The sequence below is a fragment of the Comamonas avium genome, from assembly GCF_014836675.1.
Taxonomy (GTDB): domain Bacteria; phylum Pseudomonadota; class Gammaproteobacteria; order Burkholderiales; family Burkholderiaceae_C; genus Comamonas; species Comamonas avium.
Genome location: NZ_JACSQK010000007.1, coordinates 150,038 through 165,346, shown reverse-complemented (window position 1 = coordinate 165,346; position 15,309 = coordinate 150,038). Strand labels below are relative to the sequence as shown.

Annotated in this window: 16 protein-coding genes; 12 read left to right on the top strand and 4 right to left on the bottom strand. The window is 53.5% G+C overall.

The window, feature by feature from the left end:
* The first annotated feature begins 29 nt into the window (after window positions 1–29).
* The 4 genes from H9646_RS15195 (at window position 30) to H9646_RS15180 (ending at window position 3,739) form a co-directional block, all read left to right on the top strand.
* Window positions 30–1,139, top strand: coding sequence for a hypothetical protein (locus tag H9646_RS15195; protein WP_191724222.1), 1,110 nt, complete (start codon window positions 30–32; stop codon window positions 1,137–1,139).
* Window positions 1,136–1,774, top strand: a complete 639-nt coding sequence (locus tag H9646_RS15190; protein ID WP_191724221.1) for a pyridoxamine 5'-phosphate oxidase family protein — start codon at window positions 1,136–1,138, stop codon at window positions 1,772–1,774. Before H9646_RS15195 ends, H9646_RS15190 begins: the two co-directional genes overlap by 4 nt.
* Before the next feature lie 79 nt (window positions 1,775–1,853).
* Complete coding sequence (locus H9646_RS15185; protein ID WP_191724220.1) at window positions 1,854–2,519, top strand: SDR family oxidoreductase; 666 nt, start codon at window positions 1,854–1,856, stop codon at window positions 2,517–2,519.
* An 89-nt stretch (window positions 2,520–2,608) separates the two neighbouring features.
* Entirely contained in the window at window positions 2,609–3,739 is a 1,131-nt protein-coding gene (locus H9646_RS15180) for an acyl-CoA dehydrogenase family protein (protein ID WP_191724219.1), read from the top strand.
* Between the two features lie 189 nt (window positions 3,740–3,928).
* Here H9646_RS15180 and H9646_RS15175 read toward each other — a convergent pair whose 3' ends face one another.
* Window positions 3,929–4,465, bottom strand: coding sequence for an ImmA/IrrE family metallo-endopeptidase (locus H9646_RS15175; RefSeq protein ID WP_191724218.1), 537 nt, complete (start codon window positions 4,463–4,465; stop codon window positions 3,929–3,931).
* Between the two features lie 70 nt (window positions 4,466–4,535).
* Here H9646_RS15175 and msrP point away from each other — a divergent pair, with 70 nt between their 5' ends.
* On the top strand, window positions 4,536–5,489 hold the full coding sequence (gene msrP / locus H9646_RS15170) for a protein-methionine-sulfoxide reductase catalytic subunit MsrP (RefSeq protein ID WP_191724217.1): 954 nt from the start codon (window positions 4,536–4,538) through the stop codon (window positions 5,487–5,489).
* Between the two features lie 26 nt (window positions 5,490–5,515).
* Window positions 5,516–6,127, top strand: a complete 612-nt coding sequence (locus tag H9646_RS15165; RefSeq protein ID WP_225214234.1) for a protein-methionine-sulfoxide reductase heme-binding subunit MsrQ — start codon at window positions 5,516–5,518, stop codon at window positions 6,125–6,127.
* Here the strand turns inward: H9646_RS15165 and H9646_RS15160 are convergent.
* Window positions 6,117–6,950, bottom strand: a complete 834-nt coding sequence (locus H9646_RS15160) for an oxygen-binding di-iron domain-containing protein (RefSeq protein ID WP_191724215.1) — start codon at window positions 6,948–6,950, stop codon at window positions 6,117–6,119. The two genes, H9646_RS15165 and H9646_RS15160, sit on opposite strands and share 11 nt — an antisense overlap.
* Window positions 6,951–7,058: 108 nt before the next feature.
* A complete protein-coding gene (gene lptM / locus H9646_RS15155; protein WP_191724214.1) occupies window positions 7,059–7,232 on the bottom strand; it encodes an LPS translocon maturation chaperone LptM in 174 nt (57 codons plus the stop codon).
* 12 nt (window positions 7,233–7,244) lie between these two features.
* Between lptM and cyaY the strand changes: the two genes are divergently transcribed.
* Window positions 7,245–7,583, top strand: coding sequence for an iron donor protein CyaY (cyaY, locus tag H9646_RS15150; RefSeq protein WP_191724213.1), 339 nt, complete (start codon window positions 7,245–7,247; stop codon window positions 7,581–7,583).
* Between the two features lie 66 nt (window positions 7,584–7,649).
* Here cyaY and H9646_RS15145 read toward each other — a convergent pair whose 3' ends face one another.
* Entirely contained in the window at window positions 7,650–10,031 is a 2,382-nt protein-coding gene (locus H9646_RS15145) for a penicillin-binding protein 1A (RefSeq protein WP_191724212.1), read from the bottom strand.
* 238 nt (window positions 10,032–10,269) lie between these two features.
* On the opposite strand from H9646_RS15145, the gene H9646_RS15140 reads away from it, so the two are divergent.
* The 5 genes from H9646_RS15140 to pilQ are packed head-to-tail and all read left to right on the top strand — an operon-like array spanning window position 10,270 to window position 15,275.
* Window positions 10,270–11,346 (top strand): pilus assembly protein PilM, encoded by a 1,077-nt coding sequence (locus tag H9646_RS15140; protein ID WP_191724211.1) that lies wholly within the window; start codon window positions 10,270–10,272, stop codon window positions 11,344–11,346.
* Window positions 11,343–11,963: a PilN domain-containing protein gene (locus H9646_RS15135; protein ID WP_191724210.1), complete on the top strand. Its 621-nt coding sequence runs from the start codon at window positions 11,343–11,345 to the stop codon at window positions 11,961–11,963. Before H9646_RS15140 ends, H9646_RS15135 begins: the two co-directional genes overlap by 4 nt.
* The gene (gene pilO / locus H9646_RS15130; RefSeq protein ID WP_191724209.1) at window positions 11,960–12,661 is read left to right on the top strand and encodes a type IV pilus inner membrane component PilO; all 702 of its coding nucleotides are present in this window, start codon (window positions 11,960–11,962) and stop codon (window positions 12,659–12,661) included. The genes H9646_RS15135 and pilO overlap by 4 nt, the downstream gene beginning before the upstream one ends.
* Window positions 12,658–13,206, top strand: a complete 549-nt coding sequence (locus H9646_RS15125; protein ID WP_191724208.1) for a pilus assembly protein PilP — start codon at window positions 12,658–12,660, stop codon at window positions 13,204–13,206. The genes pilO and H9646_RS15125 overlap by 4 nt, the downstream gene beginning before the upstream one ends.
* Window positions 13,206–15,275 carry a type IV pilus secretin PilQ gene (pilQ, locus tag H9646_RS15120; protein WP_191724207.1) on the top strand — a complete coding sequence of 690 codons (2,070 nt, stop codon included), beginning with the start codon at window positions 13,206–13,208 and terminating at the stop codon, window positions 15,273–15,275. The genes H9646_RS15125 and pilQ overlap by 1 nt, the downstream gene beginning before the upstream one ends.
* Window positions 15,276–15,309: the final 34 nt, after the last annotated feature.

The window sequence follows — 15,309 nt, the reverse complement described above, 5'->3', positions numbered from 1 at the left end:
CGGCTGCGACCTTTTGACAGGAGCTACGCATGAGCGCCAATACACACGAAAACGATCACGTTGCTGCAGCACCGCTGGGTGTGCCGCAGATCGATGCTTTCTGGAGCGATTTTTCAGATCAACTGGCCAGCTTGGAAACGCTGGAGGGCGCTGAGTTTGTCGAGCAGGCCAATGCGTTGCTGCAGCCTTACGCTCCCGAGTTGTCGATCGAGCTGGAAGGGCGACTGAAAGAGCCAGGGGGCAAATTGGTTATCACCGCCCACGGCAATATTGAGCAGTTTGAGAACGTACAGGCCTTGGTGCGCCATGCGCCACAGGGTTTGCCTTACGGTGTGCAGGCTTTCCGTAGCCGCACGCTCAATCCTGAGTTTTCAATGGGCATGCAAGGTTTCGAGCTGTCCTGTACGGATGTACTGGTTGCGCATTACGACGCGGGGGGCATTCTTGGGCTGCAGCTGTCATTCGGTAAAGACATCCCAGTTGATATGCAGGAGCATGCGCGCCACATGGCGTTCATCTTGCTTGACCATGTGCTGGGTGAGTGGGACTTTTCAGTGCGGGTAGGGCCCATTGAATTTGCAGAGCCAGGCGAGCAGGTGGATGGCAGGCAGCCGCTGTCGCTGTTTCCTCCAATCTTTGATGCTTTCCAGCGTGACACATTGGGGCGCAGCTATGACTATCCACAGCAAGAACACGATCGATGGATCTCGCTGGAGGTTCGCGCGCGGGGTGCCGATGAGGATGAGGTCCCCGACCTTTTAACGTTCCATGACAGCGCCAACGCACTGGCAACGCGCGCTGATCTGCCCCATTTCATAACTTGGCGTCTGCCGTTCTCCAGCCAAGAGACGTTGGACAGCGCGCGCGATGCACACGACGCACTGGATGCGGAGCTGCGACGCCTGCAGCGTGGCATACAGGCGTTTGCGCGCATGGAAGGCATGCAATCGCGCACTGTGGCGTTCTATGTGGATGACCCAGACTACGCCATGCAGTTGGCTAACCAGTTGGGTGCAGAGCATGCTCCCGGCCTGAAGGCCGAGCTGCAAGTGGCCTATGACCCTTCCTGGCGGGAGTATCTGGGGCTGTATGGTGCCATTCATCTCCATGAACGTGAATGGACAGAGGACGCCGCATGATCACAAACGAAACACAACTGCGCCAGCTGTATGCCATGCCGGGTGAGAGGGCTGTGCTCAAGCAGCGCACCGATCTGGATGCGCATTGCCTGCGCTTTATTGCGTTGTCGCCGTTTTGTGTGGTGGCAACGGGCGGAGCGGGAGGCAGCCTGATGGACGCTTCTCCGCGGGGTGGTGCCCCCGGTTTTGTGCATGCACCAGATGCGCAAACGCTGTGGATACCAGATGCAGGCGGTAACAACCGCCTGGATAGTCTGTGCAACCTGCTGCACGACCCGCGCATCGGGCTGCTGTTCATGGTGCCGGGTATTCAGGAAACCTTGCGCGTCAATGGGCAGGCCAAGCTGCGCGATGAAGGCCATTACACGGCACAGTTTGCAGGCCCGAATTTTCGCCCCAAGCTGGTGATCGAAGTGCAGGTGCAGGAGGCCTATCTGCACTGTGCCAAAGCCTTGATGCGCTCCAGGCTGTGGCATGCCCAGGCCCAGGTAGAACGCACCATGCTGCCCACCATGAACCAGATGGTGCATGCCCAGATCGGCCTGACGCCCCCCACCGAAACACAAGAGCAGATGGAGCAGCGCTACCGCACGCAAATTGCGTCAGAGCAGGCCGAAGGTGGCGCAGGCAGCTGAGGCAGCTGTTCCTCGTGCCTTGTTACTCAGCATTGAGGTGGCTGGGCACTGATATTTTTAGGTTTACACAGGAGCAGTCATGGCTTTGGTATTGATTATTGGCGCGTCGCGCGGCCTTGGTTTGGGGCTGGTGAAGGCTTATGTGGCAGATGGCCACCGCGTCATCGCCACCGTGCGTCAGGTGGCTGACAAGCCGCGGTTGCAGGCCGAAGGTGCTGAAGTGCTGGTAGTGGATGTGGCCAATCCAGCCAGTGTGAGTGGCCTGGCTTGGCAGCTAGAAGGTGAAGCGATCAACCTTGCCGTATATGTGGCCGGCATGTGGAGTGATCTGAGTGCCGCGACAGCCCCTTCGCAAGAAGAGTTTGACCGGGTCATGCATACCAATGTGCTGGGGGCCATGCAGGTGTTGCCTCAGGTCGCGCCGTTGGTTGCTGCTGCGGGTGGTGTTTTTGGTTTGATGAGTAGCGAAATGTCGCTGCTGCGTGGGGCAGAGCCAGATGCCTGGCTGTACCGAGTTAGCAAGGCCGCGCTGAACATGGTGGTAGCCGCTTCGCAGCCCCAATGGCCCGGAGCCACATTGGTGGCGCTGGACCCCGGCTGGGTACAGACAGAGATGGGCGGCTCTGCAGCCCCTTTGACGGTGGCGCAAAGCGTGCAAGGCATGGTGCAAACGCTGGCCAGTGTCACGCCCGCCGATGGTGGGCGTGTGCTGCGGCACGACGGTGTGCGCGTGAATATCGGGTGAAGCGCAGGAGCATGAGCTGCTTACGCTTGTGCACATTGCGCTAGAGGTTGAATGTATCTAAAACAAATTACATCGATTGGAGACAAGACATGCTGCTGACCCCAGATCAGGAAATGATTCGCGATGCGGTGCGTGACTTTGTGCGCGAACAAATAACGCCGCACGCCGCACGCTGGGACAAGGAGCACCACTTTCCCAAGGACGTACACCAGGGGCTGGCGCAGTTAGGCGCTTATGGCATCTGTGTGCCTGAGGAGATGGGTGGAGCTGGGTTGAACTACATCAGCCTGGCACTGGTACTGGAAGAAATTGCGGCTGGCGATGGTGGCACCAGCACGGTGATCAGTGTGACCAACTGCCCGGTGAACGCCATTTTGATGAAGTACGGCAATGCCCAGCAAAAAGAGCAGTGGCTGCGCCCGCTGGCCCAGGGGCAGATGCTGGGCGCGTTCTGCCTGACCGAGCCGCATGTGGGCAGCGATGCCAGTGCGCTGCGCACCACGGCGGTCAAAGAAGGTGGTGACTATGTGATCAACGGTGTCAAACAGTTCATCACCAGTGGCAAGAATGGCCATGTGGCGATTGTGATTGCCGTCACTGACAAGGCTGCGGGTAAGAAAGGTATGAGCGCTTTTTTGGTGCCAACGTCCAATCCCGGTTACCAGGTGGCGCGGCTGGAAGAAAAGCTGGGCCAGCACAGCAGTGACACAGCGCAGATCAATCTGGAGAACTGCCGTATCCCCGCAGCCAACCTGATTGGCGCCGAGGGCGAGGGCTACAAGATTGCACTGTCAGCGTTGGAGGGGGGGCGCATTGGTATTGCTGCGCAAAGTGTAGGCATGGCTCGCGCAGCCTTTGAGTGTGCACTGCAGTACAGCAAAGAGCGTGAGAGCTTTGGCCAGCCTATCTTCAACCACCAGGCGGTAGGTTTCAGGCTGGCAGAGTGCGCAACGCACATCGAGGCGGCCCGGCAGTTGATCTGGCATGCAGCCAGCTTGCGCGATGCAGGCTTGCCCTGTCTGAAGGAGGCTGCCATGGCCAAGCTCTTTGCCAGCGAAATGGCTGAGCGCGTGTGCAGCATGGCCATTCAGACCTTGGGTGGCTATGGCGTGGTGAGTGACTTTCCGGTAGAGCGGATCTACCGCGACGTGCGCGTGTGTCAGATCTATGAAGGCACCAGTGATGTGCAAAAAATTCTGATCCAGCGTGCGCTGGCCTGAATGCCACCAGCAGTGGTGTGCGGGTTTCAGTGTGCGCAATTGTCAAGCTTCATGGGCCTGCAGGGCGGGTTCGTGAAGCCGCCCGGTCAGGATCATCTGAGATGACCTGCCCCGTATGTGCTGATGATGAACGCACCATTTAAACGCCGCGCCCCAGTCCATGCGCTTGTGGCACCGTGACGCCGTGGCTCAATGATTGACGCCGTCCAGGTCAATTGTGAAGCCATGGCGTCGTCGCGACGGTGCGCGAGACAGCGCAAGACCTAATTCGGACAGACGCTGTTTGACAAACAGTGGTGGCACGGCAAATACGCTGGCAATTTCGTTTTCATTACGTGCCTGCATATCTTCTACGGCGAAGCGCAAGGCCGGCTCTGGCATGAGCAGGCGCAATGCAAAGTCATTGGCCTCGGCGGTGTGGTGCTGGCTAAAGTCCAGGCGAAAGTCACTGCCAATGTGTATCGGTTGCTCTCTGCCGGGTCGCAGATGGTGCAAGGCGACATGGGCCAGTGCATGGGCCACTACGTAGCGCTGGTGCACATTCGGCAGTTGCTGGTTCAGCACAATACGCGCCTGGTTGTCGCTGGAGATGGACAACAGCGCGCTGTAAGCCAAGTTGTTCTGCAATTGCAGGCGGACACCCATTTGTTTGAGGATGTGCGCGACATTCACAGGAACAGTTTGATCCCAGTGCAGCTTGAGAATACCTTCTGCTAAAAGTGCCATATGCCGCATTATCTCTGCGGTCTCAATTCGTTAGACAATGCCCGCATGGTCATGAAAGTAAGGTGCATGTATGACGATCAACAGCAGTGAGATCACATCGCAGTCGTTTTATGCCGAACGCAGGCAGTACCTGAAGTGGCTGGCAGGCGGTGCTGCCGGAGCCGGGCTGGGTGTATGGGCACAGCGCGAGGCATTGGCTGGTGTGCCTGCGCCTGCCCTGGCGCATGTGCCTTCAGCACTGCCTGGTACGCGTACGATGGAAAAGCTCACTCCTTACGAAGATGCAACCGGGTACAACAACTTCTACGAATTTGGCTTAGACAAGGCAGATCCTGCGCGCTATGCGCAGGAGCTTCCCATTGATCCCTGGTCTGTCGAAGTGGAAGGTCTGGTGCGCAAGCCTGGGCGCTGGGCACTGGAAGACTTGCTCAAACTCAGCCCCATGGAAGAGCGTATTTATCGTCTGCGCTGTGTCGAGGGCTGGAGCATGGTCATCCCTTGGATTGGTTATTCACTGGCAGAGTTGATTCGCAGGGTCGAGCCAATGGGCAGTGCGAAATTTGTAGAGTTTGTTACGGTTGCCGATGCTCAGCACATGCGCGGCTTGAAAAGTCGTGTGCTGCAGTGGCCTTATACCGAAGGCCTGCGCCTGGATGAAGCAATGCATCCACTCACGCTCCTGAGTTTTGGCATGTATGGACGTGTGCTGCCCAAGCAGAGTGGGGCGCCCTTGCGTTTGGTGGTGCCATGGAAGTATGGTTTTAAGAGCGCCAAAAGCATTGTGAAGATTCGATTTGTGGAGCAGATGCCCCAAAGCGCGTGGATGAAGTCAGCGCCACAAGAATATGGTTTTTATTCGAACGTAAACCCCGAAGTGCCTCACCGGCGGTGGAGCCAAGCCACTGAAAGACGGCTGGATGGTGGAGGGATTTTTGCGCCAAAGCGCAAAACACTGATGTTTAACGGTTACGCCGATCAGGTTGCGCAGCTGTACAGTGGTTTGGACCTGCAGCGTAATTTTTGATGCGCTTAGTTCGCCTTAACACATGGTTGTCTCACACCACGATCAAACCTGCGGTGTGGCTGTTGTGTCTGCTGCCACTGGCAACGCTGATCCTACGCGTGATGGCGCAAGAGCTGGGGCCTAATCCCGCTGAGACCTTGCTGCGATCCACCGGGGACTGGGCCTTGCGCGGATTGTGTCTAGTGCTGACGCTGACGCCTTTGCAGCAAGGCATAGGGCTGACGGCGTTGGGCCGCTTGCGTCGTCTGCTGGGACTTTTTAGCTTTTTCTATGCTGTGCTGCATGCCCTGATATACGCGTGGCTGGAGGTGGGCTGGCAGTGGCAGGAGATGTGGCAGGACGTATTGGAGCGTCCGTTTATTACCGTAGGCATGCTGGCGTGGCTGCTGCTGGCGGTGCTTGCCGCCACCTCGTTCCAGGCTGCCATCCGCACTTTGGGTGGAAAACGCTGGAAACGGGTGCACCGCATGGTGCACCTGGCGGCGTGGCTGGTATTGCTGCACTTTTACTGGATGCGTGAGGGCAAGAACAATACCCAGGAAGTCTGGTACTACGTGGCCGTGATTGCCACCTTGCAGGCCTGGCGACTGTGGCGCTGGTACCAGCGGCGGAGCGCGCAGTCAGCCGTCAGGCTGTAGCAGTTGCTGTAGATGAGGGCGCACGCATTTGTCGCGTGACAGGGTCAATGTAGGCCGACGGTACCTGGTAGTTTTGCTCGTTGAAGATGTCGATGCCGCATTCCAGATTTTCAATCCAGCAGTAAAAATCCTCGACAGCCTTCTTCCCAAGAATAGGGGCGCCATGCTGGGGCACTAACATTTGCACGTCAAGCTGGCGTGCCATCTTGGTCCAGAGGCGCAGGATTTTATTGGACACCATGTAGCGGCGATGAAAGGCTTCCATGCGCGGGATATGTGCTTGGATGTTGACCACGGGTTTGCGAGCTTCAGCACCTGTGGTCATCGAAACGGCCAAGTCACCCGTAAAGAGAATGCGGCTGACGGGATCGTAAAAATGGAAGTTCCCCTCAGAGTGCATGAAGTGAGCTGGCAGTAAAAGCAGTTCACTATTTCCGAGCGGCAGGCGCCCACCGGAGTCGGGAACACCTATCACACGGTTTTCAGTTTTCCCTACCTTGGTGAAATGGGGTGCAAAACGTTCCCATACACGTGAAATCACGAGCGATGCCTTGGTGCTGGTCATCCAGCGATCGAGAGAGGCAATGATGTCCGGGTCCGCGTGGGATGCGATGACGTAGGATAAATTTTTCGGCGGGAAATGCCGCGTCATTCCCATGAAGAGTTCATTGAAGGCCAAGTTCCCACCTGGATCAATGATGGCTCCTGTTCCGTTGTCAACGATGAGAAACTGGTTGCACTGAACAGCCTGCCCATCTTCCTCCATCAGGTCCGTGAACATCAGGCAAGCGTGTGTATTGTCGCGATAGAGTTCGATGGCCATCGAGGTATATGTCTCGTGAATGCAAACATGCACTGTAGAGGCGATGGTCAAGGATGCGCTTGATACAGCGCAAGCCGCTGGAGGTGCGGCTGTGGGGGCAGTTTTGTACTACTTGGCAGGGGTAGACATGGACGGGAGCACTGTATCGGGTAAGGTGGCGCGATCCTGGGCCGCCGGCTCTGTAGGCAAATACAGGTCACCACGTTGACCACAAGCACTGAGCGCCGCCGTACAAACGGCAAGGGCAATGCACCTGACTAGAATTTGGGAAACATTCAACATGAGTGGATTGTAATGACCGACCTTGAATATTTAGATAAAGCTGAACAACTGTTGCTCGCCGTTGAGCAGTGCTGCGACCGTCTCAATGACGACGTCGATGCTGACATTGATGCGCAGCGTGTGGGAGGCCTTGTGACTTTGGTTTTTCCCAATAAAACACAAATTGTGATTAACCAGCAAAAGCCATTGCACGAAATTTGGCTAGCAGCCAAGGCTGGAGGCTTTCACTATAAATTTGATGGTCAATGCTGGAAAGATACCAAGGGCAGTGGAGAGTTCTTCGAAAATTTAAGTCGCTTCGCCAGCGCGCAAGGAGGCCTTCCACTGACGTTCACAGCAAAGCTAACCTGAGCTAGCTGGTGGTAGCCAATGTCAAAAGTCCCAGTGTTTGATCACTGGGACTTTTTTTGTCATGGCCTAGTTGCGAAATAAATCGAGAATCCGGCTGCGCTCTTCCGGAGGGGGCGCTTCCGTTGGTTCTGCAGGGTTGAAACTGCTGTCCATGCCTATGCTGGTAACTGCAGACCCGCCTGTGAACTCATCAAAGAACCACTCACCGCCCATGTTCACAACACCTTCCGGAACGGGATATGTGGCAACAGGCACATCTTTCAGCGCATGCTGCATAAAACTGATCCATATCGGGAGGCTTAATCCACCACCGGTTTCTCTGGAGCCGAGGTTGCGAGGGTTGTCATAACCAATCCAGGTGATAGCTGCCAGGGTGGGCTGGAATCCAGCAAACCATGCATCTACGGCATCGTTGGTAGTTCCGGTCTTGCCATACAGGTCAGGGCGTTTGAGTGTGGCCTGCGCACGAGCGGCTGTCCCAGATTTTGCGACGGTTTGCAACATGCTGTTCATGACAAACGCGTTGCGAGGCTCAATCGCGCGTTGCTGCTGTTCCAAAGGCTTAGGCACATATTCAGACAAGATGCGGCCTTTGTGATCGGTGATTTTTGAGATCAGCCAAGGATTGATGCGGTAGCCACCATTTGCAAACACAGAAAAAGCGGTGGCCATTTGCATCGGGGTCACGGCACCAGCACCCAGCGCCATGGTCAGATAGGCAGGATGGCGGCTGGCATCAAAGCCAAAGCGTGTGATCCACTCTTGTGTGAATTTGGGCGTGGTGAAGTCTAAAATCCGAATCGATGGAATGTTCCTGGACTTGGCCAGAGCAGTCCGTACGGTCATGGGGCCTTCAAACTTGTTGTCGTAGTTGCGCGGCTCCCAGGGCTGTCCTCCTGTGACACCAGAGCCAAAGAACAAGGGGGCATCATTCACCATGGTGGCCGGGCCAACGCCCTTCTCTAATGCCGCAGAGAATATGAATGGCTTGAACGATGAACCAGGCTGACGCCACGCTTGTGTGACGTGGTTGAATTTATTTTTTTGAAAATCAAATCCACCCACTAGCGCACGAATAGCGCCGGTACGGGGTTCAACAGCCACGAAAGCGCCTTCAACTTCTGGCAGCTGCGTAGCTGACCATTTGCCTTTTGCCGTCTCAATGACCCGAATTACCGCACCTTGACGAATTTTGATGTTAGGTGCGGCTTTGTCGCTCAGTCCCGATTCCACGGGTTTGAGTCCATCACCTGTAATAACCAGCGTCTCTCCATCAGGCCGCTGAACTGTCAATGATTTTGCGCTGGCCTCCAATACAACGGCGGCCAGTACATTGCCATTGTCTGGGTGCTGTGCGAGGGTGTCATCGATGACATCTTCCCTGGCCTCTTTGTCATTGGGTAGTGCAATGAACTTTTCGGGGCCTCGATAGCGTTGGCGACGCTCATAGTCCATGATGCCCTTGCGCAAAGCTGCATATGCAACCTCTTGCTCGCTGGCGTTAAGTGTGGTGTAGACATTCAAGCCACGTGTGTAGGCCTCGTCTCCATACTGTGCGTAGACCAGTTGGCGCGCCATCTCCGCCACGTAGTCGGCATTCACTCTGTCGCTGTGGCTGGCGTTGCGAAGTTGAAGCGGCTCATCGCGGGCAACACGTGCCTGTTCAGCGGTGATGAAGCCGTTTTCTGCCATGCGCTCAATGATGTAGAGCTGGCGGATGCGGGCGCGCTTAGGGTTGCTGATGGGGTTGTAGGCCGAAGGAGCCTTTGGCAGGCCTGCAAGCATGGCTGCCTCGGCAATCGTGACATCTTTCAGCGGCTTGCCAAAATACACCTCGCTTGCAGCCGCAAAACCGTAGGCACGATGTCCAAGAAAAATCTGGTTCATATAGATTTCCAGAATTTTCTCTTTGGATAAAAGGTGTTCTAGCTTAAAAGTGAGTAGAACCTCATAAATTTTTCGGGTGTATGTTTTCTCGGTAGATAAATACACATTGCGCGCAACTTGCATCGTAATTGTGGACGCGCCTTGGCTTTTTACCTTGCCGAGGTTGGCCAAGGCAGCGCGTAGCATGCCTTTGTAGTCCACGCCACCATGCTCGAAAAAACGCGTGTCTTCGATGGCCAGAACAGCATCGACCATGACTTTGGGAATTTCATCAATCGGCGTGAGGGTCCGTCGCTCTTCGCCAAATTCCCCAATCAAGGCCCCTTCGGCTGAATAGACGCGCAAAGGCAGCTTGGGGCGGTAGTCCGCCAGCTCTGAGACGTCAGGCAAGTTGGGGTAGGCCATGGCAAGCGCTACAGCGATCACCATGGCTAAGGCCAACGCGCCAGCGACTGCAAGCCCTAGCAGCCAGATGATGGCGCGTAAAAGCCAGTGTTTACGGGGGGGCGGCGTTGAATTTTTGGAAGATTGCTTCGAGCTGGATTCGGGAGAGGTAGGCATGACGCTCCACTCAAATGGGGAATGGCATTATAGAAAATGGCCTGTTGTTCTGTCGCTCCAAGGGTGTGTGGCAGAGCGATGTGGGAAGAAGGGATGGCTGATAAGGATCAAGCCGTGTTCTTTTGACAACGATAGCGTGTGCAGAGGGTGTGAAGTCCACTTGGTCGATTTATATCCTTGCTGCTAGCATGTGTTGAAATTGCTAATTTCTATATCAAGATGAAACGGGAGGGGGGCTGTGATCTCTATAGGATCCCTTTTTAAGCGGCCGCCATCGCCGCTTATTGGTTTGGATATCAGTTCCTCTGCTATCAAGCTGGTCGAACTGAACCGGGATGGTCAAGGCACGTGGATCTTGGAGCGCTGTGCTTCAGAGCCTCTGGAGCTCGATTGGATTGTTGGTGGCAACATCGAAAAATTTGATGAAGTTGCTGAAGCACTCAAGCGATTGCTAAAAAGAAGTGGAACACGAACAAAGAATGTAGCGCTAGCGCTTCCACATTCTTCAGTGATTGCCAAAAAAATCGTTTTGCTAGGCAGCTTAAGCGAACAAGAGCTTGAAGTTCAGGTGGAATCGGAGGCCAGTCAATACATACCGTTTCCTCTGGACGAAGTCAGCTTAGATTTCTGTGTCATGGGCCCCAATGCAAAAAATCCGGGTGATGTGGATGTTTTGCTGGCCGCTACCCGCAAAGAAAAGGTAGAAGAGCGCAATAACTTGGCAGTATTGGTTGGTTTAAAACCTGTTGTCATGGATGTTGAATCCTACGCCTCGCGATTGGCCGCTGGCCGCTGGCTTGAGCAGCCGCACGTCAAAGATGAAGATTTGATTGCGCTGGTTAAAGTGGGGGCTCGTCAATTTAGCCTGCAAATCGTGCGGGGAGACGAAATACTGCATGACAGCGAGCAAGGGTTTGGCGGCGCGCAATTGACGCAATTGATTGCTCGGCAGTATGGCATCAGCAGTGAAGAAGCAGAGCTGAAAAAACGCACTGGCGATTTGCCCGCAGATTATGCCGATTCAGTGCTTTCTCCCTTTGTATTAAGCCTTGCACAAGATGTAGTGAGGGCTCTGCAATTCTTTTTTACCAGCACTCCTTATCACAGTGTGCAACATATCGCGATGTTTGGAGGAAGCGCGGGTGTGCAGGGGTTAGTGAAGGCGGTTCAGGAGCAGGCCGGTGTACCAGTGCATCTACTGAATCCATTTGATGGAATGAAGCTGGGTGCTACTGTGCACCAGAGTAAATTAAAAAATGAGGCTCCGATGTACCTGACTGCATGCGGTTTGGCGATGCGGAGGTTTTACTCGTGATACTGATTAATCTGCTGCCTCATAGAGAAGTTGCACGTAAACGACGCAAGGAAGCTTTTCAAGTCACGATGTTTGCTTCGGTGATTGCAGGTTTACTGGTTGCTGCGCTGGTGTATTGGTGGTTTCAGCTGCAAATTGAAGAACAGCAAAGCCGCAATGCTTACATGCAGTCAGAAATCACGGTGCTGAACCAGAAAATCAAAGAAATTGAAGGGCTTGAAGGCGAAATAACGGCCCTCAGAGAGAGGCAAAAAGCGGTAGAGGACTTGCAAGCCAATCGGAATCTTCCTGTGCATTTACTCAATGAACTCGTTCGGCAGTTGCCAGAGGGTTTATATATTACCTCGCTGAAACAAAATGGCTTGCTGGTGGAGATGAAGGGGGTTGCTCAATCAAATGAGCGTGTTTCGGAAGTATTGAGAAATCTTTCAGGTGGAACTCCTTGGTTTAGAAGCCCTAATCTCAAGGAAATTGTTGCCGGGTCTGTCGTATTGTCTCCCAAGGATCAGAGAAAGGTTGTGAACTTCACCTTGAATTTCTCCTTGGTACTGCCAGAGAGCACAATAAAAACAGAGGTTGCTTCTCCGCATGCAGTTAAAGGGGGTAAAAAGCAATGAATACCTCCAAAAAGAATATTTCAATTGACTTGATGGGGTACGTAGAAGCTCTCAAGGAGCAATTTCAAGACTTGGATCCGAAAGATCCTTCTCTGTGGCCTGTAATTCCAAAGGTTTTGCTTTGCGCTGTGATTTCATTGTTTACGGCGGGGGCTGCATGGTATTTTTATTTGAGTGGTTTTGAAGAAGATCTACAGCGTGAGCGTGGTGTCGAGGTTGCATTGCGAGCTGATTTTGAAAAAAAACTGCTGAAGGCTGTCAGTCTTGACGGTTTGAAAAAGCAGAGAGAGCAGGTGCAGCAGTCTGTGATTCAGCTAGAGAAGCAATTACCAAGCAAGTCGGAGATGGCTGCGCTGCTGTCCGACATTAATCAGGCTGGTCTGGGGCGTAGCTTGCAGTTTGAACTGTTTAAGCCTGGCACTGAAGCTGTGCAGGACTACTACGCTGAACTACCCATTTCGGTTCGTGTTTCTGGGAATTTTCATGATATGGGGCTTTTTGCTTCAGATATTTCCCATTTGTCACGTATTGTGACTTTGAATAATGTTTCTATTACTCCGAAAGGCTCTGATGGGACATTATTGCTGGACGCCACAGCCAAAACATACAGATATTTGGATTCAGAAGAGATAAAGTCCCAGAGTAAAACGCAGAAGTCTAAAGCGCAGAAGTCCAGGGCCAAAGGAGCTGCGAAATGACGCCTAGAAGTTCTTTGAGGTTTTTTGGCCTTTGCGTGTTGCTTGCGCTGACGGGTTGCTGGGGAGGTGATCATGATGATCTGAGGCAGTGGGTTGCTTCACAGAAATCAACAGCTGAACCGCGCATACAAACGCTTAAAGAGCCTTCTGTTTTCACTCCTCAAGCCTACATTGCTTCAAATGAGCTTGATCCTTTTAACATGCTTAAACTGACTCAGGTTTTAAGCAGAGAAGCAGCAAAAAATACATCCAATATGGGATTGTTGCTCGCAGAGCAGAGCCGCCGCAAAGAAGAGCTGGAAAGCTATCCGCTGGATAGCATGGCCATGGTCGGTAGTTTGCAAAAAGAGGGCCAAAATACTGCCCTGCTTCGGGTCAATCAACTCATTTATCAGGTGAAAGCTGGTAACTATCTTGGTCAGAACTATGGCCGCATTGTGCAAATTGGGGAAAGCAGTTTAAAGCTGAGAGAAATTATTCAAGATGCCACGGGAGACTGGGTGGAAAGAATAACTACGCTTGATCTGCAAGAGGGGAGTAAGTAATGCAGCATAAAAAAAATGGGTTGACTGTTCGTTGCTTGGCTATGGCGATTGCAACATTCTTCTCAACCATGGCTTGGGCTGCCAGTGTGCAATCGGTAACGGGCTCCATGCAAGGCGGAGGTGAGGTCGTACGCATTGAGCTCACCGAACCTCTGGCAGAGCCTATTACGGGTTTTGCGATTCAGTCGCCTGCAAGGATTGCCTTGGATTTTCCTGGTACGAGCAATGGCATGGGACAGTCTTTGGTAGAAATTCAGCAGGGGAATTTGAGTACTGCCAATGTGGTTGAGGCCTCGGGGCGAACGCGGGTTGTCTTGAATTTGAAGACTGCTACGACCTACCGCACTGAAATTAACGGAAATTCCGTATTGGTGTTTTTAGATCCAACGAAGCAAGCCTCGGCCATGCAGCCGCCGTCATCCTCAAACCGTCGCTTGATACCCTCTTCAGAGGAGCAGGCCGGAAACGTCGTTCTCAAGGATATTGATTTCCGACGAGGCAGCGACGGTGCAGGGCGTTTGGTTGTCAACTTGGGTTCTGCGATGGTGAATGCTGATGTTCGCCAAGAAGGCAAGGGCCTGACCATCGAGTTAATGAAAACCAGCTTGCCTGAGGGATTACGCCGGCGTTTGGACGTCATTGACTTTGCAACGCCTGTGCAGACGATTACTGCCAGTCAGAGTAAGGACAGGGTGCGGCTGCAAGTGGATGCCAAAGGCGATTGGGAACACAGTGCCTATCAAAGTGATAGCCAGTTTGTGGTGGAAGTACGTCCAAAGAAAGTTGACCCCAGTAAGTTAACCAGTGGGCCGGGATTTAAGGGGGAGAGACTTTCGCTGAATTTTCAAAATATTGAAGTGCGCTCACTGTTGCAAGTAATCGCAGATTTCACGAATTTCAACATCGTCACGTCTGATACCGTCGGCGGTTCACTGACCTTGCGGCTGAAAGATGTGCCGTGGGACCAAGCGCTCAATATCATCATGGAAGCCAAGGGCTTGGGGATGAAGAAAAGCGGCAATGTGCTGTGGATTGCGCCAAAAGATGAAATTGATGAGCGAACAAAGCGCGACTATGAATCTGCACGCAATATTGAACAGCTGGAGCCGCTGCGCACTCAGGGCTTTCAGATCAATTACGCCAAAGCGGAGGAGCTGAAAAAGCAGATCGCGGATAACAGCGGCAGCAGCGAAGCCAGTACGCGTTTCTTGTCTGCACGAGGTTCTGCCATTGCAGAACCTCGGACCAATCAGCTGTTTGTGACAGATACGCCAAGCAAGTTGGAAGAAATTGCCAATTTGCTTAAAAAATTAGACGTCCCTGTGCGTCAGGTGCTGATTGAGGCGCGTATTGTTGAGGCCCGTGATACGTTTGGGCGCTCACTCGGTGTGAAATTCGGTGGCGGCTATGAGCGTGCTGGCCGTGGCAGTGTGGGCAGTGGCTATGACAGCTTTGGTACAAGCAACAGTGCGCCTTTTGTCAATTTGCCGGCAGGACTTTCCACGGGTGGCTCAGCAAGCACGCTGGCCTTGAGTATTTTTAACTCCGGGTTGACGCGTTTCTTGTCCCTGGAGCTGTCTGCGATGGAAGCAGAAGGCGTTGGTAAAGTGATTTCAAGCCCGCGTTTGCTGACCGCAGATCAGACCCAGGCGGTCATTGAACAAGGTACGGAGTACCCTTACACACAAACAGCGCCCAATGGTGCAACCACTGTGGCGTTCAAAAAAGCTGTGTTGAAGCTGGAAGTAATGCCTCAGATTACGCCAGAGGGAAACATCATTTTGGATCTGGATCTCAACAAAGACTCTCGTGGAGAAACGACTCTGCAAGGTGTTGCCATTGATACCAAACATATCAAAACCCAGGTGCTGGTTGAAAACGGTGGCACGGTGGTGATTGGCGGTATTTTTGAAATGGAAGAAACCAATCAGGTGAGCAAGGTGCCTGTGCTGGGAGATATTCCAGTCATGGGTAATTTGTTCAAGAGCCGGACTCGCGAATCGACAAAGCGTGAAATGCTAGTCTTCATCACCCCCCGTATGGTGACGGATGCAATTGCTCGCAACTAACGCGGCGGTGTAGGCGACAATCAAAGACCGCCCA

Excerpts from the sequence above, each read along its gene's own strand:
- H9646_RS15195 (WP_191724222.1), top strand. The coding sequence starts at position 30 with ATGAGCGCCAATACACACGAAAACGATCACGTTGCTGCAGCACCGCTG.
- H9646_RS15190 (WP_191724221.1), top strand. The coding sequence starts at position 1,136 with ATGATCACAAACGAAACACAACTGCGCCAGCTGTATGCCATGCCGGGT.
- H9646_RS15185 (WP_191724220.1), top strand. The coding sequence starts at position 1,854 with ATGGCTTTGGTATTGATTATTGGCGCGTCGCGCGGCCTTGGTTTGGGG.
- H9646_RS15180 (WP_191724219.1), top strand. The coding sequence starts at position 2,609 with ATGCTGCTGACCCCAGATCAGGAAATGATTCGCGATGCGGTGCGTGAC.
- H9646_RS15175 (WP_191724218.1), bottom strand. The coding sequence starts at position 4,465 with ATGGCACTTTTAGCAGAAGGTATTCTCAAGCTGCACTGGGATCAAACT.
- msrP (WP_191724217.1), top strand. The coding sequence starts at position 4,536 with ATGACGATCAACAGCAGTGAGATCACATCGCAGTCGTTTTATGCCGAA.
- H9646_RS15160 (WP_191724215.1), bottom strand. The coding sequence starts at position 6,950 with ATGGCCATCGAACTCTATCGCGACAATACACACGCTTGCCTGATGTTC.
- lptM (WP_191724214.1), bottom strand. The coding sequence starts at position 7,232 with ATGTTGAATGTTTCCCAAATTCTAGTCAGGTGCATTGCCCTTGCCGTT.
- cyaY (WP_191724213.1), top strand. The coding sequence starts at position 7,245 with ATGACCGACCTTGAATATTTAGATAAAGCTGAACAACTGTTGCTCGCC.
- H9646_RS15145 (WP_191724212.1), bottom strand. The coding sequence starts at position 10,031 with ATGCCTACCTCTCCCGAATCCAGCTCGAAGCAATCTTCCAAAAATTCA.
- pilO (WP_191724209.1), top strand. The coding sequence starts at position 11,960 with ATGAATACCTCCAAAAAGAATATTTCAATTGACTTGATGGGGTACGTA.
- H9646_RS15125 (WP_191724208.1), top strand. The coding sequence starts at position 12,658 with ATGACGCCTAGAAGTTCTTTGAGGTTTTTTGGCCTTTGCGTGTTGCTT.
- pilQ (WP_191724207.1), top strand. The coding sequence starts at position 13,206 with ATGCAGCATAAAAAAAATGGGTTGACTGTTCGTTGCTTGGCTATGGCG.